The sequence below is a fragment of the Oerskovia sp. 140933 genome, from assembly GCF_059651515.1.
In genome coordinates this window covers 195,693-219,220 of record NZ_JAMXIO010000002.1, presented here as the reverse complement: position 1 = coordinate 219,220, position 23,528 = coordinate 195,693, and the positions used below count along the sequence as shown (strand labels likewise).

Annotated in this window: 25 protein-coding genes and 1 other RNA gene; 21 read left to right on the top strand and 5 right to left on the bottom strand. The window is 70.8% G+C overall.

Translation table 11 applies throughout. From position 1 onward, the window contains the following. The first annotated feature begins 3 nt into the window (after positions 1-3). The 5 genes from ftsX to ssrA all read left to right on the top strand — a co-directional run bounded on the left by ftsX (position 4) and on the right by ssrA (position 3,917). Entirely contained in the window at positions 4-915 is a 912-nt protein-coding gene (ftsX, locus tag NHG27_RS02250) for a permease-like cell division protein FtsX (protein ID WP_497014603.1), read from the top strand. Position 916: 1 nt separating this feature from the next. Then, positions 917-2,281 (top strand): peptidoglycan DD-metalloendopeptidase family protein, encoded by a 1,365-nt coding sequence (locus tag NHG27_RS02245; protein WP_497014602.1) that lies wholly within the window; start codon positions 917-919, stop codon positions 2,279-2,281. A 115-nt stretch (positions 2,282-2,396) separates the two neighbouring features. After that, entirely contained in the window at positions 2,397-2,867 is a 471-nt protein-coding gene (gene smpB, locus NHG27_RS02240; protein WP_193719300.1) for an SsrA-binding protein SmpB, read from the top strand. Positions 2,868-3,013: 146 nt separating this feature from the next. Then, positions 3,014-3,427, top strand: a complete 414-nt coding sequence (locus NHG27_RS02235; protein WP_193719299.1) for a hypothetical protein — start codon at positions 3,014-3,016, stop codon at positions 3,425-3,427. A 121-nt stretch (positions 3,428-3,548) separates the two neighbouring features. Continuing rightward, positions 3,549-3,917, top strand: a transfer-messenger RNA (tmRNA) gene (gene ssrA / locus NHG27_RS02230). 128 nt (positions 3,918-4,045) lie between these two features. On the opposite strand, the gene NHG27_RS02225 is transcribed toward ssrA, so the two are convergent. The 4 genes from NHG27_RS02225 to NHG27_RS02210 all read right to left on the bottom strand — a co-directional run bounded on the left by NHG27_RS02225 (position 4,046) and on the right by NHG27_RS02210 (position 7,406). Then, entirely contained in the window at positions 4,046-4,696 is a 651-nt protein-coding gene (locus NHG27_RS02225; RefSeq protein ID WP_497014601.1) for a nuclear transport factor 2 family protein, read from the bottom strand. Between the two features lie 97 nt (positions 4,697-4,793). Then, positions 4,794-5,165: a hypothetical protein gene (locus NHG27_RS02220; protein WP_497014600.1), complete on the bottom strand. Its 372-nt coding sequence runs from the start codon at positions 5,163-5,165 to the stop codon at positions 4,794-4,796. After that, a complete protein-coding gene (locus NHG27_RS02215; protein WP_497014599.1) occupies positions 5,158-6,150 on the bottom strand; it encodes a DUF4349 domain-containing protein in 993 nt (330 codons plus the stop codon). Before NHG27_RS02215 ends, NHG27_RS02220 begins: the two co-directional genes overlap by 8 nt. Before the next feature lie 209 nt (positions 6,151-6,359). Further along, on the bottom strand, positions 6,360-7,406 hold the full coding sequence (locus NHG27_RS02210; RefSeq protein ID WP_497014598.1) for an LLM class flavin-dependent oxidoreductase: 1,047 nt from the start codon (positions 7,404-7,406) through the stop codon (positions 6,360-6,362). A 58-nt stretch (positions 7,407-7,464) separates the two neighbouring features. Here NHG27_RS02210 and NHG27_RS02205 point away from each other — a divergent pair, with 58 nt between their 5' ends. From NHG27_RS02205 to NHG27_RS02165, 9 genes are all read left to right on the top strand, one after another. Further along, the gene (locus NHG27_RS02205) at positions 7,465-8,406 is read left to right on the top strand and encodes a PfkB family carbohydrate kinase (RefSeq protein ID WP_497014597.1); all 942 of its coding nucleotides are present in this window, start codon (positions 7,465-7,467) and stop codon (positions 8,404-8,406) included. A gap of 166 nt (positions 8,407-8,572) precedes the next feature. Further along, positions 8,573-9,733 (top strand): ROK family protein, encoded by a 1,161-nt coding sequence (locus NHG27_RS02200; protein WP_497014596.1) that lies wholly within the window; start codon positions 8,573-8,575, stop codon positions 9,731-9,733. Positions 9,734-9,866: 133 nt separating this feature from the next. Continuing rightward, positions 9,867-11,153 carry an extracellular solute-binding protein gene (locus tag NHG27_RS02195; protein WP_497014595.1) on the top strand — a complete coding sequence of 429 codons (1,287 nt, stop codon included), beginning with the start codon at positions 9,867-9,869 and terminating at the stop codon, positions 11,151-11,153. A gap of 157 nt (positions 11,154-11,310) precedes the next feature. Next, positions 11,311-12,264: a carbohydrate ABC transporter permease gene (locus NHG27_RS02190; RefSeq protein ID WP_497014594.1), complete on the top strand. Its 954-nt coding sequence runs from the start codon at positions 11,311-11,313 to the stop codon at positions 12,262-12,264. Further along, positions 12,261-13,190 (top strand): carbohydrate ABC transporter permease, encoded by a 930-nt coding sequence (locus NHG27_RS02185; protein ID WP_497014593.1) that lies wholly within the window; start codon positions 12,261-12,263, stop codon positions 13,188-13,190. Before NHG27_RS02190 ends, NHG27_RS02185 begins: the two co-directional genes overlap by 4 nt. A gap of 1 nt (position 13,191) precedes the next feature. Continuing rightward, entirely contained in the window at positions 13,192-14,172 is a 981-nt protein-coding gene (locus NHG27_RS02180; RefSeq protein WP_497014592.1) for an ROK family protein, read from the top strand. Then, entirely contained in the window at positions 14,172-14,954 is a 783-nt protein-coding gene (nagB, locus tag NHG27_RS02175) for a glucosamine-6-phosphate deaminase (RefSeq protein WP_497014591.1), read from the top strand. The genes NHG27_RS02180 and nagB overlap by 1 nt, the downstream gene beginning before the upstream one ends. A 115-nt stretch (positions 14,955-15,069) precedes the next feature. Beyond that, positions 15,070-15,420 carry a DUF3039 domain-containing protein gene (locus tag NHG27_RS02170; RefSeq protein ID WP_193719292.1) on the top strand — a complete coding sequence of 117 codons (351 nt, stop codon included), beginning with the start codon at positions 15,070-15,072 and terminating at the stop codon, positions 15,418-15,420. A gap of 62 nt (positions 15,421-15,482) precedes the next feature. Further along, positions 15,483-17,267, top strand: coding sequence for a DEAD/DEAH box helicase (locus NHG27_RS02165; RefSeq protein ID WP_227748300.1), 1,785 nt, complete (start codon positions 15,483-15,485; stop codon positions 17,265-17,267). A gap of 128 nt (positions 17,268-17,395) precedes the next feature. Here the strand turns inward: NHG27_RS02165 and NHG27_RS02160 are convergent, their stop codons facing one another. Beyond that, positions 17,396-18,796, bottom strand: a complete 1,401-nt coding sequence (locus tag NHG27_RS02160; RefSeq protein WP_193719290.1) for a nicotinate phosphoribosyltransferase — start codon at positions 18,794-18,796, stop codon at positions 17,396-17,398. 164 nt (positions 18,797-18,960) lie between these two features. Between NHG27_RS02160 and clpS the strand changes: the two genes are divergently transcribed. The 7 genes from clpS to rdgB all read left to right on the top strand — a co-directional run bounded on the left by clpS (position 18,961) and on the right by rdgB (position 23,479). After that, entirely contained in the window at positions 18,961-19,224 is a 264-nt protein-coding gene (gene clpS / locus NHG27_RS02155; RefSeq protein WP_407671859.1) for an ATP-dependent Clp protease adapter ClpS, read from the top strand. Then, on the top strand, positions 19,194-19,874 hold the full coding sequence (locus tag NHG27_RS02150; protein WP_497014590.1) for a DUF2017 family protein: 681 nt from the start codon (positions 19,194-19,196) through the stop codon (positions 19,872-19,874). Before clpS ends, NHG27_RS02150 begins: the two co-directional genes overlap by 31 nt. Positions 19,875-20,022: 148 nt before the next feature. After that, positions 20,023-20,178 carry a hypothetical protein gene (locus NHG27_RS02145; RefSeq protein WP_193719287.1) on the top strand — a complete coding sequence of 52 codons (156 nt, stop codon included), beginning with the start codon at positions 20,023-20,025 and terminating at the stop codon, positions 20,176-20,178. Positions 20,179-20,371: 193 nt separating this feature from the next. Continuing rightward, complete coding sequence (gene murI / locus NHG27_RS02140; RefSeq protein ID WP_193719286.1) at positions 20,372-21,175, top strand: glutamate racemase; 804 nt, start codon at positions 20,372-20,374, stop codon at positions 21,173-21,175. Next, positions 21,175-22,020: an MBL fold metallo-hydrolase gene (locus NHG27_RS02135; protein ID WP_497014589.1), complete on the top strand. Its 846-nt coding sequence runs from the start codon at positions 21,175-21,177 to the stop codon at positions 22,018-22,020. The genes murI and NHG27_RS02135 overlap by 1 nt, the downstream gene beginning before the upstream one ends. Positions 22,021-22,040: 20 nt before the next feature. Next, positions 22,041-22,799, top strand: a complete 759-nt coding sequence (gene rph / locus NHG27_RS02130; RefSeq protein ID WP_056650494.1) for a ribonuclease PH — start codon at positions 22,041-22,043, stop codon at positions 22,797-22,799. Beyond that, entirely contained in the window at positions 22,796-23,479 is a 684-nt protein-coding gene (gene rdgB, locus NHG27_RS02125) for an RdgB/HAM1 family non-canonical purine NTP pyrophosphatase (protein WP_193719284.1), read from the top strand. Before rph ends, rdgB begins: the two co-directional genes overlap by 4 nt. Positions 23,480-23,528 lie beyond the last annotated feature (49 nt).

Genomic DNA, 23,528 nt, shown 5'->3' with positions numbered 1-23,528 from the left:
CTGGTGCGCGCCCAGTTCATCCTGGCCGAGATCGGTTCCGGCCTGCGCCGCAACCTCGCGATGACGATTTCCGTCATCCTCGTGACCTTCGTGTCCCTGACCTTCGTCGGTGCGTCCGCGCTCCTGCAGCTCCAGATCGGCAAGCTCAAGGACGACTGGTACGACCGCGTCGAGGTCTCGGTCTTCCTGTGCCCGATCGACTCTCCCAACCCGACGTGCGCGGGTGGCGAGGCCTCGCCCGAGCAGGTCGAGGCGCTCGAGACGCTCTTCGCGAGCGAGCTCGGCGACGAGGTCGAGACGGTGTACTTCGAGTCGAGGGAGGACGCGTTCGCCTCCTTCGAGGAGCGGTTCCCCGACGGGTACAACGGAACCCAGCTCACGGTCGACGACATGCAGTCCTCGTTCCGCCTCAAGCTGACCAACCCGGAGAACTACGAGGTCGTCAACGACGTCGTGACCGGTCGACCCGGCGTGGAGGCCGTCGAGGACCAGCGGCGGATCTTCGACTCGCTGTTCCTGGCCCTGAACCGCGCCTCGCTCATGTCCGGCGGGCTCGCGGTCGTGATGATGCTCGCCGCGGTGCTCCTCATCACGACCACGATCCGGCTGTCCGCCATGAGCCGTCAGCGCGAGACCGAGATCATGAAGCTCGTCGGGGCGTCCAAGCTCTTCATCCAGCTCCCCTTCATCCTGGAGGGGGCGATCGCCGCGGTGGTCGGAGCGTTCCTCGCGGTCGGGGGGCTCTGGCTCGGGGTCAAGTACCTCGTGACGGACTGGCTCCAGAGCTCGGTGAGCTGGATCGCGTACATCTCGGAGGCGGACGTCCTGCGGATCGCCCCGCTCCTGCTCCTCATCGCGTTCTTCCTGGCGGCGATCTCGTCGGTCGTGACGCTCAGCCGATACACGAGGGTGTGACATGTCCCAGCTGACCAGACGCCTCGCCGCGGGCGGTACCGCGCTCCTGCTCCTCCTGGGGACCGGTGTCGCCGCGACGGCCGACGACCTCGACGACCAGCGTGCGGCCGCCGAGCGTCGGCAGAGCGAGGCGCGCGCGGCCCGGGAAGGGCTCGAGTCCGAGCTCGAGGGCACGGACGCGGAGCTGGCCCAGGCGATCCTCGACCTTCAGGTCATCGAGGGGCGGCTGCCGGTGGCTCAGGCAGAGCTCGACACGGCGGAGGCAGAGCTCGAGCGCACGCAGCGCGAGGCCGCCCAGCTGGAGGTCCGCCTCGAGGACGCGCAGGCCGAGGAGGCCGCGATCAGCGAGGACATCGAGAAGTCCGCGGGCAAGGTCAGCTCGGCGAAGTCCAGCATCGCGGAGATGGCCCGGCAGGCGTACCGAGGCCAGGGCGAGGTCAGCGGGCTCGGCATCGTGACCGGTGCGCAGAGCACCGAGGACTTCATCGAGCAGTACGCCATGACCTCGACCGCGGCCCGGACACAGGCCCGCGCGCTGACGGACCTGCAGGAGGCGGAGTCGATCGCGCGCAACCGGGAGGCCCGCCTCACCGCGATCCGCGAGACGATCGCAGACCTCAAGGTCCAGGCGGACCAGAACGTCGTCGCGGCGGACGCCGCCCGCGCCGCTGCTGCGGAGCGCAAGGCGGAGATCGAGAGTCTGATCGTCGAGCAGGAGGCGAAGAAGGTCACGATCGAGTCGCGCAAGGAAGCGGCCCTCGCCCAGATCGCCGTCAACGAGAAGGCCCAGACGGACCTGACGAGCGAGCTCCAGGGCATCATCGCGGCCCAGACGGAGCGTGACCGCAAGGCCGCGGAGGAAGCGGCGAAGCTTCCGCCGCCCGCGACGGGCGGCGGGTCCGGAGGGTCGGGCGGTGGCGGTGGCGGTGGTTCCGCTGGTGGTGGTGGAGGTGGCGCCGTCGCGAACGGCTTCCTGTCCTACCCGACCGCGGTCCCGCACATCACCTCGAGGTTCGGGATGCGCAAGCACCCCTTCCTCCCCGTGACCCGGCTGCACGCCGGCATGGACCTGCGTGCCTACTGCGGGACCCCGATCTACGCTGCGGCGGGCGGCACGGTCCAGTTCTCCCGCTTCATCGCGGGGCTCGGCAACCAGGTCGTGCTCAACCACGGCACTGTGGGGGGGAAGAACCTCATGTCGAGCTACAACCACCTCTCGCGGTTCGCGGTGTCCTCCGGGCAGAGCGTCTCGAAGGGGACCCTCGTCGGCTACTCGGGCACGACAGGCACGAGCCAGGTCTGCCACCTGCACTTCGAGGTCTACGAGAACGGCACGCCGGTCGACCCGGCGAAGTGGCTGGGATAGTAATCACCTTCTGGTCGTGGGACGACATCGCGTAACCTGGGACGTCGCGCCCCACGGCGCGGGTGGGCCCGGAATGGGTGCACCACGGAGCACGAGCAGATCGGATGTTGCCCTCATGGCGAAGGAGACTGGCCGCAAGATCATCGCCAGCAACCGCAAGGCCCGCCATGACTATCTCATCGTCGACGTGTTCGAGGCCGGGCTCGTCCTGAGCGGCACCGAGGTCAAGGCCCTGCGTCAGGGCCGTGCGTCGTTGCTGGACGGCTACGTGGCGGTCGACGGCGGTGAGGCGTGGCTCGAGAACGTCCACATCCAGGAGTACTCGCAGGGGACGTGGAACAACCACGCCCCTCGCCGCAAGCGCAAGCTCTTGCTGCACAAGGAGGAGATCCTGCGGCTCGAGGCGAAGTCTCGCGAGAAGGGCTACACGATCGTGCCGCTCTCGCTCTACTTCCTCGACGGTCGCGCGAAGGTCGAGATCGCCCTCGCACAGGGCAAGCGGGAGTACGACAAGCGTCAGGCGCTGCGCGAGCAGCAGGACAACCGTGAGGCGCAGCGCGCCATGCGTCACCGCCAGAACAGGTGACCTGCCCGGCGAGGTGAGCGACGCCGTCGGGCAGGGAGCGCCGTGCGACGAGGACGTGGCCGGGGACACGCCGGATGAGGATGCAAGCTCCTGCCCGACGACGTAGCGTCGCAGGGTAGTCGTCGTCACCTTCCCGAGGAGGCCCCGTGGTCAAGCTCCGTCAGTACATCCCGCGCGTCGCAGCAGGCGCGTTCATCCTCAACTCAGGCCTCACGAAGCGGGGCGCCGACGAGGCGACCGCGCAGGGGATCCACGGGATGGCCGCCGGGACGTTCCCCTTCCTCGAGGACCAGGACCCGGTGCAGTTCACCAAGACGCTCTCCACGACCGAGATCGCCCTGGGTACCGCCCTGCTCGTCCCGTTCGTCCCGACGGGCGTGGTCGCGCTCGGGCTGGGCACCTTCTCGGCGGGCCTCGTCGCGATGTACCTCAAGACGCCGGGGATGACCGAGAAGGACGGGATCCGACCGACTCCTCAGGGAGTCGGCCTCGCCAAGGACGTCTTCTTGCTGGGAATCGCCGGCGGCCTGCTGGTCGACGCGCTGACCCGCAAGAAGTAGCCCAGGAAATAGGTTCGCCCGCTGCGGTGTTGATCCCGTAGGCTGGTACCACTGACCCGGTGCACGGCCGGACGCCTCGGCGGACGGACGGCGGGCTGGGTCGGTGATTGACAACTGCACAGGGGGTGATCGGTTTCGACGGTGGTCGTGCTTCGAGGAGAAGCGGGCCGAGGATGCAGACTTATCTCGTAAACGACGTCTGCAAACCAATAGGTGCCGATTCCAAGCGCACCGACTTCGCACTCGCCGCCTGAGCGAGTCTTCGAAGTCCGTCAGCCCGGGGTTGCTCTCGCCCCGGTTCCTGGCGTCAGACAGAGAGCCACTGCTTACGACGCTCGTCATTGGCGGCGTAGGGACTCTTAGATGACTGAGCCCGTCAGCACCTCGTCTGCGTGAGTGCTGGGGCCGAGAAAATCAACAGCAGACTGCGCCCGGAGAAGACCTGGATCTGCGTCACCGGACCGGGGTTCGATTCCCCGCACCTCCACCACGCCGTCCTCGGACGGCGCATCACCCCAGTTGTCACGACGAAGGGCCGCCCCACCGGGGCGGCCCTTCGTCGTGCCCGGTCGACCCGTCGGGGATGGCGGTCGGCCAGTCGCGGCGCCGGCGGGGGGCCTAGTCCTGGACCGGCTCGGGCAGCGGGCCGACCGAGGTGCTGCTCTCGCGGACCACGAGCCACCGTCCGTCCTGCTGCTCGTAGAAGACGGTCGTGACGATCGGGTGACGGAACGTGCCGACCCCCTCGAGCGCGATCTCGACGTCGGACCGGTGCTGGACGACTGCGGTCGGCCCGTGGAGCCGGACGTCGACACCCTCCGCGGGATCGTAGGACCTGAAGTCGAGCTCGCCGGCGGCGACCGCCTCGACCAGCTGGCTCTTGCTCATGTCGGTGCCCGACACGTCGACCAGGACGAAGTCCTCGGCGAGGCGGCCCGCGAACCCTGTCGCGTCCTCGTCGGCGCCGACCAGGTCCTCGAGCCGCGCGCGCTCGATCTGGCGCAGGGCGGTGACCTCCGCGGACTCGGTCACGACCGGCGAGCCGGACGTCAGGTGGACGACGCCCCAGGTGACGACCGCACCGGCGAGGGCGCCACCGACCGCTGCGAGGACCACGGCGGTGCGAGCGCGTCGGCCCGTGACCGGTGCCGTGGTCCCGGGGCCCGAGGACGGTCCGGTGGCGGGGAGGAGGACCTCTCCGCCGTCGTCGAGCGCCCGCGTCAGGTCGAACTCGACGGACCGTTCCGGTCGTGCGTCTCGTCGACGCATGAGTGTCCTCCTCGGGTCCGTCCCGGGTCTCCATCCCCAGGCTACGCCGGAGCCACGCCGTGGGCCCTCCGGTCGCGGGCGCCCTCGGGTGGGGCCGTCACCAGCCGTTCGTCCGCCAGGCCACCGCCGCGTCGTCGCCGTCGAGCCACTCGATGCGCAGGGAACGACCCGCGATCTCGAGGCGCTCGTCCTCCCAGGTGTCGGTCTCGCGGCCCCGGATCACGGTGGTGTCCTGGTCGCCGTCGTCGCTGAAAGCGTCCGCACGGTCCGGGTCGTCGAAGTGGACCCTCCACTGCAGGCGCTCCTCGGGATTGACGTACGACGGGAAGGAGTGCGGTCCCACCGTCTCCCAGTGCGTGCAGACCCGGGTGACGAGGTGGCCCACGGCGCCGCCGTCGTCGTACAGGCGACCGATGCGCCGCCGGTAGGGCTCCAGCCGCGTGTCCAGGCGCGCGCCCGGCTCATCCACGGCGGCCACCCGACCCGACGAGGGGGGCGGTCTCCTGCGGGCCCGAGTCGTCGCCGGGGCCGTCCGGCCCGGCGGGGCCGTCGGAGGGCGGCGGGGACCCGGGACCGCTGCGGGGAGCCCCGCTCGAGCCCGGCCGCAGCACGCGGAGCACGGCCCGCACGACGAGCAGGACGAGGGCGGCGGCCACGAGCCAGGGGAGAAGGGCGCCGGCGGCGACCACGACGGCGTTGAGGGCGACGAGGAGCGCCCCCCAGCCCGCCGAGAGCCCCCCGAGGAATCCCCCAGGACGGATCTGGGCGGCGGGCGCCTGCGAGAGCACCTCGATCGTGAGGGTCGACATGTCGACCTTGTCGCTGATCGATGCGCGCTGCGACTGGAGGCTCTCGAGCTCGGCCTGCCGGACCGTGAGCTCCTTCTCGGCGGCGAGCAGGTCGGCCGTGGTCGACGCCTCCGCCATGAGGGTCTGCAGGCGCCCGACCGACGTGCCGAGCGCCTGGATGCGAGCGTCCAGGTCGATCGCCGTCGCCGTCACGTCCTCGGCGTCGAGCGAGACGTCCCGGACCTCGCCGATCCCGTCCAGGGCGTCGACGGTCGCCGTCACCTTGTCGGCGGGGACCCGGACGGTGAGGCTCCCGACGGCACGCTCGTCCTCGCCGACCCGTTCCGCACGGCTCTCGACGCGGCCGCCCGCCGCCTCGACGAGCTCGCTGATCGACTGGACGGCCGCCCGCGGGTCGGCAGCCACGACGGTCAGCGCGCCGGTCGTGATGATCTCCCGGTCCTCGCCCGGGGCGGACGAGCCGACCTGCAGACCGGACGCGCCCGCTGCGGAGTCCTCGGCCTCGATCGCGAGGCTCGCACGGTCGGCCGAGCCTGCGGCGTCGGAGACCTCGGCCTCGCCGCCGGTGGAGGAGCACCCCGCGAGCAGAAGGCTGCCGAGGAGGGCGATCGCGACGATCGTCGGTGTGCGGGGCGAGGAGCGCATGCACCGACCCTAGGTGGGGCGCCGTCCGAAGAGGGAGGGTTCGTGCGGATCGTGACCGTGTTGTGAACTCGCCGTCACCGCACCGAGACACGGGACCGGGTTCCGTGCGCGCCGCGGGCCAGGGGCGTCGGGACGCCCCTGACCTGCGGGAACGCTCCCATGTCAGAGTCGGGCTGTGGTGCTCCCGCAGGGCACGACCTGCGGGGCCGTCAGCCGAGCGCCTCGCGGACCAGAGGGGCGACCTCGGTCCCGAGGAGCTCGATCGCGCGCAACGACTCCTTCTGCGGCACCCCCGAGAGGTCCATCTGGAAGATCTGACGGTCGTGGCCGAGGGCTCCGTGCAGCTCGACGACCCGCTCGGCGATCTCCTCGGGCGCGCCGATGAAGTAGGCCCCGCCGCGTGCGGCGGTCGCTTCGTAGGAGACGCGGTTGGGCATCGGGAAGCCGCGTTCGGCCGAGATCTTCTTCATGTTCTGCAGGTAGTAGGGGTAGAAGAAGTCGCGGGCCTTCTTGCCGTCGTCGGCGAGGAAGCCCATGGTCGACACCGAGACCTCGAGGCCCGCGGCGTCGTGCCCGGACTGCGTGGCGGCTCGACGGTAGAGATCGACCAGAGGCGCGAACTGCGCAGGCTTGCCGCCGATGATCGCGTAGTTGACGGGCAGGCCGAGGACGCCCGCGCGCACCGACGACTGCGGGTTGCCACCGGTGGCGATCGCGATGTCGAGGTGCTCTCCCCGCCCGGGCTTGTCGAACGGCCGGGGGAGGATCACGGCGTCCTCGAGCGGCGGGCGGAACTTCCCCGACCAGGTCACGGGGTTGCCCTCGTCGAGCAGGCGCAGCAGGACGATCTTCTCGTCGTAGAGCGCGTCGTAGTCGTCCAGGTCGGCGCCGAAGAGGGGGTAGGACTCGATGAAGGAGCCGCGCCCGGCGAGCAGCTCGACGCGCCCGCCCGAGAGCTGGTCCATGGTCGCGAACTGCTGGTAGACGCGGACGGGGTCCTCGGTCGAGAGGACAGTCACCGCGCTGCCCACGGTGATCCGCTCGGTCTGCGCGAGCGCTGCGGCGATCATCGTGGACGGGGAGGAGATCGCGTAGTCGGGTCGGTGGTGCTCACCGATGCCGGCGTAGTCGAGCCCCACCTCGTCCGCGAGGCGGATCCGCTCGAGCACGTCACGCAGGCGTCGGGAGACCGGCATCTGCTCGCCGGTCGTCGGGTCGGGGGCGTTGTCGCCGAAGGTGTAGAAGCCGAGTCGCATGTAGATGCAAACGCATGGAGCGGGGAGATATTCCTCGTCCGGTGCGCGAGGATGAGGCGTGCTGATCTGCTGCGGCCTCACGACCCTCGACATCACCCAGGTGGTCGACGCCCTGCCGGGGCCCGACCAGAAGGTCGTCGCGACCTCGCAGCGGGCGACCTTCGGCGGGCCCGCGGCGAACGCGGCCGCGACGGCCGTCGCGCTCGGTGTGCAGACCCGGCTCGTCACGGCGGTCGGAGCGGGGGTCCTCGCCGACGTGGTCCGTGCAGAGATCGCGGACGCCGGGGTCGAGCTGCTCGACGTGACGACCGCGCGGAGCGCGGGGGACGGCTCGCGGGCGACCGGACCTGCGGTCTCGACCGTCCTGGTGACAGCGGGGACGGGGGAGCGGGCCGTGGTGAGCACCAACGCCACCGACCGGCCCGCTGCCGTGACGGACCGGACCGTGGTCGACCGCGCGCTCGGGCCGTCCGGGCCGTCCCGGTCCCGCGCGGGGGTGGACGCGGGCACCGGTGGCGAGTCCGGGCGCGACGTCCTCCTGCTCGACGGTCATCACGCCCCGCTCGCGCTCGCCCTGGCGTCCAGCGCGCGCGAGGCGGGCTTCCTCGTCGTGCTCGACGGCGGCTCCTGGAAGGCCGGCAGCGCCGACCTCGTCGCGCTGTGCGACGCGGTCGTGCTCTCGGCCGACTTCCGCATGCCGGGGGTGGCGGCCGACGGCACGCTCGAGGCCGTCGCCCGCCTCGGCCCCTCGTTCGTCGCCCGCTCGCGCGGGCCGGCTCCCCTGGAGGTGCTCGACGCCGGGCGCCGGTCGAGCGTCGGTGCGCCGACGGTGGATGCCGCGGCCGTCGTGGACACGCTGGGCGCGGGCGACGTGCTCCACGGCGCCTTCGCGGCCGAGGTGGCTCGGGGGAGGTCGTTTGCGAGCGCCCTGTCGGCGGCCGCTGTCGTCGCGTCGCGCTCGGTGACGTACGAGGGAGCGCGGGGCTGGATCGGGGCGTGAGGGGCTCCTGGCGTGCCGTGATCGGCAGGATCGTGCTGATCCCGTGTGGCCTGACCTCAAGTCGTCCGACCCTGGGCGGGCCCCTCCGGGGGTGAAGTACAACGGTTTGGACACGACGCCCCGGGCGGGTTGACATGCGCTTAGTAAAGGAGGTCTACTAACAAACATGACAACGGCGGTCACGCGAAGCGCAGGCACACGGAGAGGTCTGAGCACAGGCCTCAGGCCCACCTCCAAGGTGCTCCCCGAGCACGCTCGTGCGCACAACCGCTCGCTCGTCCTCCAGCACCTCTTCCACGAAGGACCCACCTCGCGTGCGGACCTGGCCCGGGCGACGTCGCTGACGCGAGTCACGATCTCCGACCTGGTCTCGGTGCTCATCGCCGAGGGGCTCGTCGAGGAGCTCGGCATCCGGCCCGGCCAGAGGGTCGGCAAGCCCGCCATCCTCATCGGGATGCGGACGAGCGCCTACCAGATCGTCTCCGTCGACCTGACCGACGACGCCCTCATGCGCGGTGCGGTGATGTCCCTGACGGGTGACTTCGTGGTCCGGCAGAGCCTGCCCATCGAGGGGCGGGCGGGAGCCGAGCTGGTCGATCTCCTGACGCGCTTCTGCCGCGGTCTCATCGCCGTCGCGACGCGTCCGGTGCTGGGCGTGGGCATCGGGTCGCCGGGGGTCGTGGACAGCGACGGCCGCATCGTCGAGGCGCCGAACCGTCGGTGGTACGACGTCGCGCTCGCCGAGGAGCTCACCGAGAGCCTCGCCCTGCCGGTCCACGTCGCCAACGACGCGAACATCGCGGCCCTCGGCGAGTTCACCTTCGGGGGAGCGGACGGCACGGGCCTCATGGTGCTCACGGTCGGAGAAGGTGTCGGTGCCGGCATCATGCTCGACGGCTCCCGGGTGCGCGGGGCTGCCGACGCAGCCGGCGAGCTCGGCCACGTCACGGTCGTCGACGACGGCCTGCCCTGCGCCTGCGGGCGATCGGGTTGTCTCGAGACCGTCCTCTCGGTGCCGGCGCTGCGCCGTGCCGTGGACGGGCTCGACAAGGAATCTTCCGACGCCGTCCTGGCGTCGGTCGGCAGGCTCCTGGGCGTAGCCCTGGCGCCTGTTGTGTCAGCGCTCAACCTCGGCGAGATCCTCATCAGCGGTCCGGCGGACCTGCTCGACGGTCCTCTACGCGATGCGGCGATCGACACCATCAACGCTCGAACCATGCCGGCCATCAACTCCGGCCTCGAGCTGCGGATGGCTTCGCTCGACGAGGACGTCGTCCTCGCGGGAGCAGCCGTCCTCATCCTGTCCGGCCAGCTGGGGGTCTCGTGAGCACGTCTCGTGAGCTCCCGTCCGGCTGAACTGGTCCTGCAGTAATCCCAGTAGCAGTACGCAGAACCTCCCGTATCACCTCAGGTGGTGTCATCGACGCCGCCACTTCGAATTACCGAGAGGAAGTACCCCAGTGAAGAGGAACCGCCTCGTCGCCACCACGGTGGCTTCGACGATCACCCTGGCGCTCGCGCTGACGGCCTGTGGCTCCGGCGACTCCGGCTCCGGCGACTCCGGCGACGCCGCAGCATCCGGCGACATCCGCGTCTGGCTCGTCGGCACGGACACGCCGAAGGAAGCCCGCGAGTACCTGAAGACGACCTTCGAGTCCGAGAACGAGGGCTCGACCCTCACCATCGAGGAGCAGTCGTGGACCGGTCTGGTCGACAAGCTCACGACGTCGCTCGCGAGCTCCGACAGCCCTGACGTCGTCGAGGTCGGCAACACCCAGGCAGCCGCGTTCACGTCGTCCGGCTTCTTCACCGACCTGACGGACAAGTACGAGACGCTCGGCGGCGACGACATGCTCGAGGGCTTCGTCGAGGCCGGCTCGTACGACAAGAAGTTCTACGCCGCCCCGTACTACTCGGGCGCACGCGCGGTCTTCTACTCGCAGCAGATCGTCGGCGACGGCTTCACCGTCCCCACCACGCTCGACGAGTACGTCACGGCGGGCAAGGCCCTCACGACGGACACCCGCTCGGGCATCTACTGGCCTGGCCAGGACTGGTACAACGGTCTCCCCTACATCTGGGAGAACGGTGGCTTCATCGCCGAGAAGAAGGGCGACAAGTGGGAGGCCGGCTTCTCCTCCGAGGGCGGCATCAAGGGCCTCACGCAGATCCAGGACGTCATGGCGACGGCCTCGAAGGCGCCCAAGGACGGCCAGGAGACGGACCAGCAGATCCCCTTCTGCGCTGGTGAGATCGGCTTCCTCTCGGCTCCGACGTGGGTCTCGGGCAGCATCAAGGCCGAGGAGACCGCTGAGGCGCCGGGCTGCGCCACGACCTACGGCTCCGACCTGCACGCCTTCGCCCTGCCGGGCAAGGAGGCCGGCAAGGCCGCCCAGGTCATGGCCGGTGGCTCGAACATCGCCATCGCGTCGAAGTCCAAGAACCAGGACCTCGCGTTCAGCGCTCTCGAGATCATGCTGAGCGACGGCTACCAGGAGATCATGGCCTCGAAGGGCCTGATCCCCGCCAAGGTCTCGCAGGCCAAGTTCCTCGGCGACGACGAGATCACGCAGGCAGGTGCAGCCGCTGCCGCGGCCGCGAAGCTGACGCCGGCCTCCCCGAAGTGGGCCGACGTCGAGGCCAAGCGCTACCTCCAGGACGCTTTCGTCCAGCTCGCGCAGGGCGGCGACGTCCAGGCGATCGCCACGAAGCTCGACGAGCAGATCGAGTCGACGCTCAACAGCTGATCCCCGGGTGACCCTCTCGTGAGAGAGGTCACCGCCCAGGTGCCGCAGGGGTGGGAGTTCCGCGGAGCTCCCACCCCTCGGCATGACTGGACCCCTCGCACCACCTGCCTCCGCACGGTCCTGCTCGAACCGTGCAAGCCCTCGACGGAGTGAGAAAATGAGCTCATCCACCCTCGAGTCGTCCCCAGCGGTCGAGCTGAAGGACACTCTCAAGCCCCCGAAGAAGCCGTCGGTCAAGCTGCCGTGGCTGCTGCTGGCCCCCAGCCTCGTCGTCCTGGCCATCATGGTCGGGTACCCGCTGGTCAACCTCTTCATCATGTCGTTCCAGAAGTACGAGCGTGCGCAGCTCATGGGAGTCCCCGCCGAATGGGTGGGCTTCCAGAACTACACCGACACGCTGACCGACCCGGTGTTCTGGACGGTCCTCGCGCGCAGCTTCGCCTTCATGGTCGTCTGCGTGTTCCTGACCATGGCGATCGGCATCCTGCTCGCCCTGCTCATGATGCGACTCAACAAGTTCTTCCGCCTGCTCGTGTCGGTCGGTCTGCTGCTCGCCTGGGCCATGCCCGCTCTCGCCGCCGTGATCGTGTGGGGCTGGATCTTCGACACCCAGTACGGCATCGTCAACAACCTCCTGACGAAGATCACCGGCGACAACTGGATGGGCCACTCGTGGCTCATCAACCCGCTGATGTTCTACATCGTGGCCACCCTCGTCATCGTCTGGCAGAGCGTCCCGTTCGTCGCGTTCACCATGTACGCGGGGCTGACGCAGGTCCCGGGTGAGGTCCTCGAGGCCGCGTCGCTCGACGGCGCGACCCCTGCCCAGCGCTTCCGTCTGATCATGGTCCCGTACGTGCGGAGCATCATCGTGGTGCTCATCATCCTGTCGATCATCTGGGACCTGCGCGTGTTCACCCAGATCTTCGTGCTCCAGGGCATCGGCGGTATCGCCGACAAGACGAACACCATCGGCGTGTACATCTACCAGATGGGCATGGCCCAGGGGCACTACGGCACGGCCAGCGCCATCGCCGTGATCCTGGTGTTCATCATGATGGGGATCTCGTACTACTACGTGCGCCAGACCGTCAAGGAGGAACAGCTGTGAGCACCCTCAACCCGACCGTCGCGGGAACCGCCACGACGGCTCCCCGGTCCTCCGGGAGCGGCCCGCGCAAGACCCGCGAGGGCCAGCGCAAGAAGGTGTCGAACGTCGTCTACAGCGTCATCGCCGTGGTCGTCTTCGCCTGCTCGGCGTTCCCGGTCTACTGGATGATCAACTCGTCCTTCCTGCCGACGAACCTCATCCGCAACAAGGACCTGACGTTCTTCCCTGGGTCCTCGTTCACGTTGAAGAACTACGAGGACGCGATCTTCAACCAGGAGCGCGCGCCGTTCCTGCCCGCGCTGGGCAACTCGGTCATGGTCACGTTCTTCGTCCTGATCGTGTCGATGATCCTCGCGTTCATGGCGTCGCTCGCGGTGACCCGGTTCAACTTCAAGGGGCGCAAGGCGTTCATCATCGCGATCCTCGCGGTGCAGATGATCCCCGGCGAGGCCATGATGATCTCGATCTTCCGGATCGTCGACGGCTGGCAGCTCCTCAACACCATCATCGGTCTGGGCATCGTCTACCTGTCCGGTGTGCTTCCCTTCACGATCTGGACGTTGCGTGGCTTCGTCGCAGGAGTCCCTGCCGAGCTCGAGGAGGCCGCCATGATCGACGGCTGCTCGCGCTCCAAGGCTTTCTGGAAGATCACGTTCCCGCTGCTGGCCCCCGGCCTCGTGGCGACCGGAGTCTTCGCGTTCATCCAGGCGTGGAACGAGTTCGTGATGGCGCTGATCATCATGACCCGTCCCGAGTCGATGACGCTCCCGCTCTGGCTCCGGACGTTCCAGCAGGCGACCCAGGCGACGAACTGGGGCGGTCTGATGGCCGGTTCGGTCCTCATCGCGATCCCGGTCGTCATCTTCTTCCTGATCGTCCAGGGTCGTATGACCGGTGGGCTCGTCTCGGGTGCGGTGAAGGGCTGACGTGAGTGAGGTGAGCACGGCTGCCTCGTCGCTCGGCGAGGCAGCCGCACTGCCGGGGGGACACTCGGTCGGCCTGGACGTCGGAGGGACCAAGGTCCTCGGCGTGCTGCTCGGTCCGGACGGCTCGATCGAAGGGTCGGTCAAGCTCCCGACCGTTCGAGGGCCGCGAGGAGTCGTCGCCAGCGCCGCCAAGGCCGTCCGGTCCCTGACGGAGGCGGCGGGCATCGGGCCCGCCGCGCTGGCAGGGCTGGGACTCGGGGTGCCGGGGCTCGTCGACCCGCAGAGCGGTTCGGTGATGCACGCGGTCAACCTCGGGATCGAGGGGGAGCCCTTCGCGCTCGCCCACGAGCTGTCGACGATGTTCGGGGGGATCCCCGTGGACGTCGACAACGACCTCAACGTGGCTGCCCTCGGCGCGTCCCACGCCATGGGGGAGGAAGGCCAGGACCTGGCCTTCCTCGCGCTGGGCACGGGGCTGGCCGCGGGGATCGTCCTGGGTGGCCGGCTCCGCCGGGGAGTGAGCGGTGCGGCCGGCGAGATCGGCCACATCCCGATCGACCCGAGGGGCCCGCTGTGCGCGTGCGGTCAGCGGGGCTGCGTCGAGACCTACGCCTCGGGGACGGCGCTCAGCGCCCGGTGGCCCTCGCAGTTCGGCCGACCGGCCCCGCTCGAGCTCTTCGAGGCGGCGGCTGCCGGGAACCCCGAAGCGCTCAGGATCAAGAAGGAGTTCGCGACCGCGGTCGCGAGCGCCGTCCGTATCCTCGAGCTGACGGTCGACGTCCGGCACGTCGTCCTCGGGGGTGGTGTGACCGGTCTCGGTCAGCCGCTCCTGGACGCCGTGCAGGAGGCCCTGGTCGACCAGGCGAGCACGTCGCCGTTCTTGTCCTCGCTGGAGCTGGAGAAGCGTGTCTCTCTCGCACCCAGTGATGTACCCGTCGCCGCGGTGGGAGCAGCCATCGCCGGCCGTAGGAAGGTGTCCTGATGGAAGTTGTGATTGCGCCCGCCGATCAGCTCGCGGTGCTCGCCGCCGAGGCGATCGACAAGCTGCTTCGAGCCAAGCCGACCTCGGTGCTCGGACTGGCGACCGGGTCGAGCCCCCTCAAGGTGTACGACGAGCTCGTGCGCCGACACACCGAGGACGGACTGTCGTTCGCACAGGCCAAGGCCTTCATGCTCGACGAGTACGTCGGCATCGCGGAGGACCACCCGGAGCGCTACCGCAACGTGATCGAGAAGGAGATCGCCTCGCGCGTCGACTTCGCGCCGGACGCGGTGCAGGGACCCGACGGGAACGCTGACGACCTGGTCGCAGCGTGCGCCGACTACGAGCGCAAGATCGTGGACGCCGGCGGCGTCGACCTGCAGATCCTGGGGATCGGCACGGACGGGCACATCGCGTTCAACGAGCCCGGTTCGTCGCTCGCCTCGCGGACGCGGATCAAGACCCTGACGGCCCAGACCCGCGAGGACAACGCGCGCTTCTTCGGCGACGACCTCGCGCAGGTGCCGCAGCACTGCCTCACGCAGGGGCTGGCGACCATCATGTCGGCCAAGCACCTCGTGCTCCTGGCCTCGGGCAAGGGCAAGGCGGAGGCCGTGCACCAGCTCGTCGAGGGCCCGGTGTCCGCGATGTGGCCGGCGACGATCATGCAGATGCACCCCCACGCGACCGTCCTGGTGGACGACGCCGCGGCGTCTCGCCTGCAGCTCGGCGACTACTACCGTCAGACCTTCCTCTCCAAGCCGGAGTGGCAGGGCCTGTAGCCCTTTCGTTCGACGGGCCGACCGGCCCGTGCGAGCACTCAGCCGCCCGTCGGTTCCGACCACGCCCCTGGTCGGAGCCGACGGGTTTCGCGTTCCCCGACGTAGACTCGAGTTCATGATCGAACCCTTGACCCTCCCCACCGACGGACCCGCGGCAGGCAGCCCGTCGGGACCGGAACCGATCGTCCCGGACACCGACCCGAACGGCGGGACGTCGACGAGCGTCCTCGAGCGCACGGAGACCACGGCAGAGGTCGAGCCCGGGGACCACGAGCGGTTCGCGCACTACGTGCGCAAGGAGAAGATCATGCAGTCGGCCCTGTCCGGCAAGCCGGTGATCGCGCTGTGCGGCAAGGTCTGGGTTCCGGGCCGTGACCCCAACAAGTTCCCGGTGTGCCCCACCTGCAAGGAGATCTACGACGGCCTTCGTGCCCCGCAGGACGGCGAGGGTGATTCCGGCAAGTGAGTGGGCAGCCTCTCTCGAACTCGTCCGCTCGCCCGTCCTCGAACCTCCCACCCTCGGCCCCGCTGGGGGCCTCCTCGGCCGCTGCCTCGCACCTGTCGCCCGCCTTCCCGCGCCGTGCCCCGTGGGGTACGGCCTCCAAGCTGCGCGCCTGGCAGGCCGAGGCGCTCGAGCTCTACCGGGTCCGCGCCCCTCGTGACTTCCTGGCCGTCGCGACCCCGGGCGCGGGCAAGACGACGTTCGCCCTGCGTGTCGCGACCGAGCTCCTCGAGCAGGGGGTCGTCCGGCGTGTGACGGTCGTCGCCCCCACGGAGCACCTCAAGCACCAGTGGGCCGATGCGGCGGCGCGCGTCGGTATCCGGATCGACCCGAACTTCCGCAACAGCCAGGGGCGGCACGGCTCCAGCTACGACGGGGTCGCCCTGACGTACGCCCAGGTCGCGGCCAAGCCAGCGCTCCACACGGCGCGCACGGAGGCCGAGCGGACCCTGGTCATCCTCGACGAGGTCCACCACGGTGGTGACGCGCTGTCCTGGGGCGAAGCCGTGCGAGACGCGTTCGAGCCCGCGACGCGGCGTCTCGCGCTGACCGGTACGCCGTTCCGCTCGGACACCGCCGCGATCCCGTTCGTGACCTACGAGCGCGGTGCCGACGGCATCCGTCGTTCGGCCGCGGACTACACCTACGGGTACGGTGACGCGCTGCGCGACCATGTCGTGCGTCCGGTGATCTTCCTGTCGTACTCGGGCCAGATGCGCTGGCGCACCAAGTCGGGCGACGAGGTCAGCGCTCGGCTCGGCGAGGCGTTGACCAAGGACATGACGGGCCAGGCCTGGCGCACGGCCCTCGATCCGGACGGCGAGTGGATCCCGTCGGTGCTCGCTGCGGCGGACAAGCGCCTGACCGAGGTCCGCCGGGCGATCCCGGACGCGGGTGGCCTGGTCATCGCGACCGACCAGACCGACGCGCGCGCCTACGCCGGGCACCTGGCCCGCATCACGGGCAGGTCGCCGACGGTCGTGCTGTCGGACGACGACGGTGCGAGCGGTCGCATCGACGAGTTCTCCGACGGCGACGGTCGGTGGATGGTCGCGGTGAGGATGGTCTCGGAGGGGGTCGACGTGCCCCGGCTCGCCGTCGGTGTCTACGCGACGTCGACCGCGACGCCCCTGTTCTTCGCGCAGGCCGTGGGGCGGTTCGTCCGCGCCCGGCGTCGGGGAGAGACGGCGTCGGTCTTCCTGCCCAGCGTGCCGCACCTGCTCGCGCTCGCGAACGGCCTGGAGCTCGAGCGTGACCACGCGCTCGACCGGCCGCTCACGGCCGAGGAGCAGGGGGACATGTACAACCCCGAGGACGCGCTCATGGCCGCGGCGAACCGGGAGGACAAGGCGTCCGACGGCCTCGCGGACGGGATGCAGGGGACGTTCCAGGCGCTCGAGGCGCAGGCGTCCTTCGACCGCGTGCTCTTCGACGGGGGCGAGTTCGGTACCGAGGCGGACGTCGGCTCGGACGAGGAGCAGGACTTCCTGGGACTGCCGGGGCTGCTCGATGCGGACCAGGTGACGAGCCTGCTGCGCCAGCGTCAGGCGGACCAGATGTCGGCCCGGTCCAAGAAGGCCAGGGGGGCGGAGGTGGACCGCAGCGAGCTCGACCACCGTCGTGCCGCCGAGCTGCGCAAGGAGCTGTCGCAGCTCGTGGGCGCGTGGGCGCGACGCAGCGGGCAGCCCCACGGCACGGTGCACACCGAGCTCCGGCGTCGGTGCGGGGGCCCGGAGGTGCCGCTCGCGACCGTGGCCCAGCTCGACGCGCGCGTCGCCGTGCTGCGCGGCTGGTTCGTCGGCAAGAAGTAGCCGGGGCAGGTCGGCCCGGCACCCGCAGGTACGCGTGAGGCCTGCACCCTCGACGAGGGTGCAGGCCTCACGCGTACCTCCACGGGCGACACCGTCCCTGCCCTGCGGGGGCGGCAGCCGCACGGAGGTCAGTCGACCCGGCGGGTCACGGTCGGCAGGGCGGGGTCCCCGGCGGAGAGCCGGCGCGCTCCGCGGGGCAGCTCGGCCCGTGCCTCGGCGTGCCGCTGCGTGGCGTTGTGCACCCCGTAGGCGCCGATCCAGCGGGAGTCGACCGCGCCGTCGACGACGAGCGGGACGTGCAGGGGGCGCAGGTCCTCGTCGTCGCCCGGCTCCCAGGCGGACACGACGTCGTCGGCCCCGGTCACGAGGACCTCCGCGACGGCCCGTCCGTCGTCGCCGAACAGCCGCGCCGCGGACTTGCGGCCGCCCGTGCTGGTCTTGAGCGTCGACGCCTTGGCGACCGGCTGCAGCACGCCGTCGGCGTCGGAGCGTGCGACGAGCTTGTAGACCATGCCGCACGTCGGTGCGCCCGATCCCGTGACGAGCGAGGTGCCCACGCCGTAGGAGTCGACGGGCGCGGCCGCGAGCGCGGCGATGGCGTACTCGTCGAGGTCGGAGGTGACCGTGATGCGGGTGCCGGTCGCCCCGAGCCCGTCGAGCTGCTTGCGGACCTCGACGGCCTGGATGCCGAGGTCCCCCGAGTCGAGGCGGACGGCGCCGAGGTCGGTCCCGGCGGCGGCGACGGCGTTCCGCACTCCTTGGCGCACGTCGTACGTGTCGACGAGCAGGGTCGTGCCCACCCCGAGCGAGGCGACCTGTGCCGCGAAGGCGGACGGTTCGTCGTCGTGCAGGAGGGTGAAGGCGTGCGCGGCGGTGCCGATCGTGTCGATGCCGTACCGGCGCCCGGCCTCGAGGTTCGACGTGCCGGCGAAGCCCGCGACCGCGGCCGCCCGGGCTGCGGCGACGGCCGCCGTCTCGCTCGCCCGGCGCGACCCCATCTCGAGGCACGGCCGGTCGACGGCTGCGCTCGTCATGCGGGAGGCGGCCGACGCGACCGCGGAGTCGTAGTTGAGGATCGACAGGATCAGTGTCTCGAGCAGCACGGCCTCGGCGAACGTGCCCTCGACGACCATCACGGGGGACTGGGGGAAGAAGACGTCCCCCTCGGCGTAGCCGGTGATCGATCCGGTGAACCGGTAGCCGGCGAGGTAGTCGAGCGTGCGCTCGTCGACGACCCGGGCCTCACGGAGCCAGTCGAGCTCGAGGTCCGTGAAGCGGAACGTGGCGAGCGACTCCAGGACGCGGCCGGTCCCGGCGAGGACCCCGTAGCGCCGGCCGGCGGGCAGGCGGCGCGTGAAGACCTCGAACAGGCAGTGGCGGTCCGCGGTCCCGTCGGCGAGGGCTGCCTGGAGCATCGTGAGCTCGTAGCGGTCCGTGAGCAGCGACGTCTGCGCGGAAGGGGCGAACGGGGCGGGCTGGGCGTGCGGGGCAGCCGGGGCGCCCGTGCCCGGGTGGTCTGCGGAACTCATGTGCCCAACCTAGGGCAGAGGGCGACGCTGCGGCGGGCGGAAGGCCGCTGGTGGACGCGGCCCGGGCCACCAGGCGGTGGACACGGCGTGGCCGGACTTCACCCACCCCATAGAGTGGGGGAGTGACTGGAACGGCGACCGCGGGGCCCCGCCTCGACGAGGAGATCGACACGCGGGAGGCGCTCTCCCTCGCGGACACCTGGGTGACTCTCGTGTGGAACGACCCGGTGAATCTCATGAGCTATGTGACGTACGTCTTCGAGAGCTATTTCGGGTACTCGCAGCAGAAGGCGAGGACGCTCATGCTGCAGGTGCACCAGGAGGGGCGTGCGGTCGTCTCCTCGGGCGGCAGGGAGAAGGTCGAGGTGGACGTCCAGGCGATGCACGAGTTCGGGCTGTGGGCCACGATGCAGCGGAGCGGGGAGTAGTGCGGCCGTTCCGCCGGGCGCGGCGCGGGTACGTGGCGGAGCTGAGCGCCTCGGAGCGGCTCGTGCTCGCGCACGTGGTGGGCGACGTCGTCGAGCTCTTGCAGGAGCAGACCGCGACGGTCCCGCCGGAGGGCTCGGACGCCTCCCGGATCGAGGGCGTCGCCCCGCTGTCGGCTCCTCCGGACGAGGTGCGCGTGCCCGCGGACCCGGCGGTGCGTCGGCTCCTGCCGGACGCGTCGCGCGAGGACGCCGAGGTCTCGACGGAGTTCCGGCGGTTCACGCAGGGGGACCTCGCGGCCGAGAAGGCCCAACGACTGCTGCTCCTGGCGGACCTGCTGCTCGCGGGCGACCCCCAGGACGCGGAGGCGCTCACTCCTCTGATCGTCCGGCCCGACGACGCGCGCCGGGTCGCGGGCGCGTTGACGGACGTGCGCGTCGTCCTCGCGGAACGTCTGGACCTGCGCACGGACGACCAGGTCGAAGAGCTGCACGACGAGGTCCTGTCCCGCGAGGAGCAGGGCTCCGAGCCTGACGAGGATGCTCCGGACGCTGCGCGTCGCTTCCTGGCGAGCGTGTTCCTCATGTCCGGGTGGCTGCAGGAGTCGTTGGTCGAGCTGATGCTCGCGGAGGTGCGTCGCGCCCCGCGGTGAGGCGTCCCGACCTCGTCCGCAGCCCGGATATCACGCTTATACGTCTCTCGCTCGTTTTGTGTCAAGATGCGCGCGGGGTGAAGTAGTGCCACGATTGTCCTGGTTGAACCGGGACGTCCGCGTCCTGGCCGAGAGAAAGAGGAACACCATGCCTACGTGGCTCATCATCCTGCTCGTCGGAGTCGTGCTGCTCGTGTTCGGTGTGGCAGTCGAAGCAGCGAAGTTCCTGATCTGGATCGGCATCATCGTGCTCGTCGTCAGCCTCGTGCTGGGGCTGATCGGGCGGGGCAAGGCGAGGGTCTAGGTCTCCGGGCCGCCGCCTCACGGCTGGCGGCCCGGTGGTCCGGACCGAGGGCGTCGCACGCAGGTGCGGCGCCCTTCGTCGTGTCCGGGCACGCACGCTGCGGGGACCTGGGCGGCGTGCTGTGGTGGGACGCACAGGTCCGGCGGGGTGGTCGGGCCACCCGATCCGGGCGACCCGCACTAGGCTCGGTCCCGTGAACGACGCACCCATCGGCATCTTCGACTCGGGAGTCGGGGGACTCACCGTCGCCCGCTCGATCCTCGACCAGCTGCCGAACGAGTCGCTGCTGTACATCGGGGACACGGCGAACAGCCCGTACGGGCCCAAGCCGCTCGCCGCCGTGCGAGCCATGGCGCTCTCGATCATGGACCAGCTGGTCGACGAGGGCGTCAAGATGCTGGTCATCGCCTGCAACACGGCGTCGTCCGCGGTGCTGCGCGACGCCAGGGAGCGGTACACGGCCCGTTACGGGATGCCGGTCATCGAGGTGATCCTGCCCGCGGCACGGCGCGCCGTGGCCGCGACCCGCACGGGGAACATCGGTGTCATCGGGACGCGGGGGACCATCGAGTCGCGCGCGTACGACGACGCGTTCGCGGTCGCGCCCGGATTGCGTCTGACGTCCCAGGCGTGCCCCGAGTTCGTGCGCCTCGTCGAGGCCGGCGTGACGTCGGGGCCGGAGGTCCTCGAGATCGCGCACGAGTACCTCGCGCCGGTCCGGGCGGCGGGGGTCGACACCCTCGTGCTCGGCTGCACCCACTACCCCCTGCTCGCGGGAGCGATCTCCTACGTCATGGGTGACGAGGTCACGCTCGTCTCGAGCGCCGAGGAGACCGCGAAGGACGTGTACCGCACGCTCGTCGCGCACGGCCTGGAACGGTCGCGCGAGGCGGGGGCGCCGCAGCACCGCTTCCGCGCGACGGGCAGCGCCCAGCCGTTCGACCGCCTCGCGCGCCGCTTCCTCGGACCCGAGGTCTCGCTCGTGGAGGCCCGCTGATGCGCCTGGTCGTCGTCGGTTCGTCGGGCTCGTTCGCGGGCCCCGAGTCCCCGGCCTCCTCGTACCTCGTCCAGGTGCCCGACGACGTCTCACCGGACGGGCGGGAGTGGAACCTCCTGCTCGACATGGGCAACGGCGCGCTGGGTGCGCTGCAGCGGGTCGTCGACCCGCGCCGTCTCGACGCGATCGGTCTGTCGCACCTGCACCCCGACCACTTCGTCGACGTGTGCGGCCTGTACGTCTACCTCAAGTACCACCCCGACCGGGCGGCCGACCCCGCGCGCGGCCCGGACCACCCGGCGGCCCACGCAGCCCACGGCGTGCTGCCCGTCTGGGGGCCGTCCGGGACGGCCGACCGCATCGGTGCCACGTACGGCCTGGAGGCCGGTGAGTCCATGGACTCCCAGTTCGACTTCCGGACGTGGCAGCCGGGGCAGGTCGTGACCGTGGGCCCGCTCGAGATCGAGCCGTACCGGGTCTACCACCCGGTCGAGGCCTACGGCATGCGGGTCACGGGACCGTCGAGCCTGGTCCCGGGCGAGCGCGTCACGCTCGCCTACACGGGGGACACCGACGCGTGCGACGGGGTCGTCGATCTCGCGCGCGACGCGGACCTGCTGCTGGCCGAGGCGGCGTTCCAGGAGGGCCGGGACGACGCGGTCGACCGCGGGATCCACCTGACGGGCAAGCGGGCGGGCGAGGTCGCGACCGCAGCCGGTGCCCGGCGGCTGGTCCTGACGCACCTGCCGGCCTGGAACGACCGGCAGGCGGCCCGCGACGAGGCCACCGCGGTCTACGCCGGCCCGGTCGACCTCGCCGCGACGGGTCGGGTCTTCACGCTCTGAGCCCCGGATAGGCTGGCTCCATGACTTCAGCCTCCACCTCCCAGACCGTCCGCGCGGACGGCCGCGCGCCCGACGAGCTCCGTCCCGTCACGATCACCCGGAACTGGCTCGACGCCGCCGAGGGCAGCGTGCTCGTCGAGTTCGGGCGCACGCGCGTCCTGTGCGCCGCCTCGTTCACCGAGGGCGTGCCGCGCTGGCGCAAGGGCTCGGGCCAGGGCTGGGTCACGGCCGAGTACTCGATGCTGCCGCGCGCGACCAGCACACGCAGCGACCGCGAGTCGGTCAAGGGCCGCATCGGCGGGCGCACGCACGAGATCTCGCGCCTCATCGGCCGGTCGCTGCGCGCGGTGATCGACGTCTCCGCGCTCGGCGAGAACACGATCGTGCTCGACTGCGACGTCCTGCAGGCCGACGGCGGCACGCGCACCGCGGCCATCACGGGCGCGTACGTCGCGCTCGCGGACGCCGTGACCTGGGGCAAGAAGCACGGCGCGATCAAGGGCGGCAAGAAGGTCCTCACGGACTCGGTGTCGGCGGTGAGCGTGGGCATCATCGACGGCACGCCCATGCTGGACCTGCCCTACGTCGAGGACGTGCGCGCGGACACCGACATGAACGTCGTGGTCACGGGCTCGGGCGACTTCGTCGAGGTGCAGGGGACGGCCGAGCACGCGCCGTTCAACCGCACCGAGCTCGACGTCCTGCTGGACCTCGCGCTCCACGGGACCTCCGAGCTCGCGATCATCCAGCAGCTCGCGCTCGACGAGGCGTCGCGATGAGCGCCGCGCCCGGTGTGACCGTCCCCGCGGGGGCACGGCTCGTCCTCGCGACCCACAACGTGGGCAAGCTCGCCGAGCTGCGCGCGATCCTCTCGGCCCAGCCCGGTCTGGACCTGCCGCCCGAGGCCGTGGTCTCGGCGCGCGACGTCGGCGCCCCGGAGCCGGTCGAGGACGGCGTGACGTTCGCGGAGAACGCGCTCATCAAGGCCCGGGCCCTCGCCGCGGCGACCGGTCTGCCTGCCGTGGCCGACGACTCCGGGCTCGCGGTCGACGTCCTGGGCGGTGCGCCGGGCATCTTCTCGGCGCGCTGGTGCGGTCGTCACGGCGACGACCAGGCGAACCTCGACCTGCTGCTCGCACAGCTGGGCGACGTCCCCGCGGGGCACCGCGCCGCGGGCTTCGTGTGCGCGGCCGCGCTCGTGACGCCGGACGGGGAGGAGTGGGTGCGGACGGGCGAGATGCGCGGCACGCTCCTGACCGCTCCGCGCGGCGAGGGCGGGTTCGGCTACGACCCGATCCTCCTGCCCGACGGCGAGACCCGCTCGGCCGCCGAGCTGTCGGCCGCGGAGAAGAACGCCATCAGCCACCGCGGCAAGGCGTTCCGTGCGATCGCGCCGCAGGTCGTCGCGGTGCTCACCGGGACGACGGTCGACGAACCCCAGGCCCAGCCGCTCGCCTGAGCGGTTCCCTGCCGGGTCCCGCCTGGTCGCAGGTGGTGGCCCGTGCCAG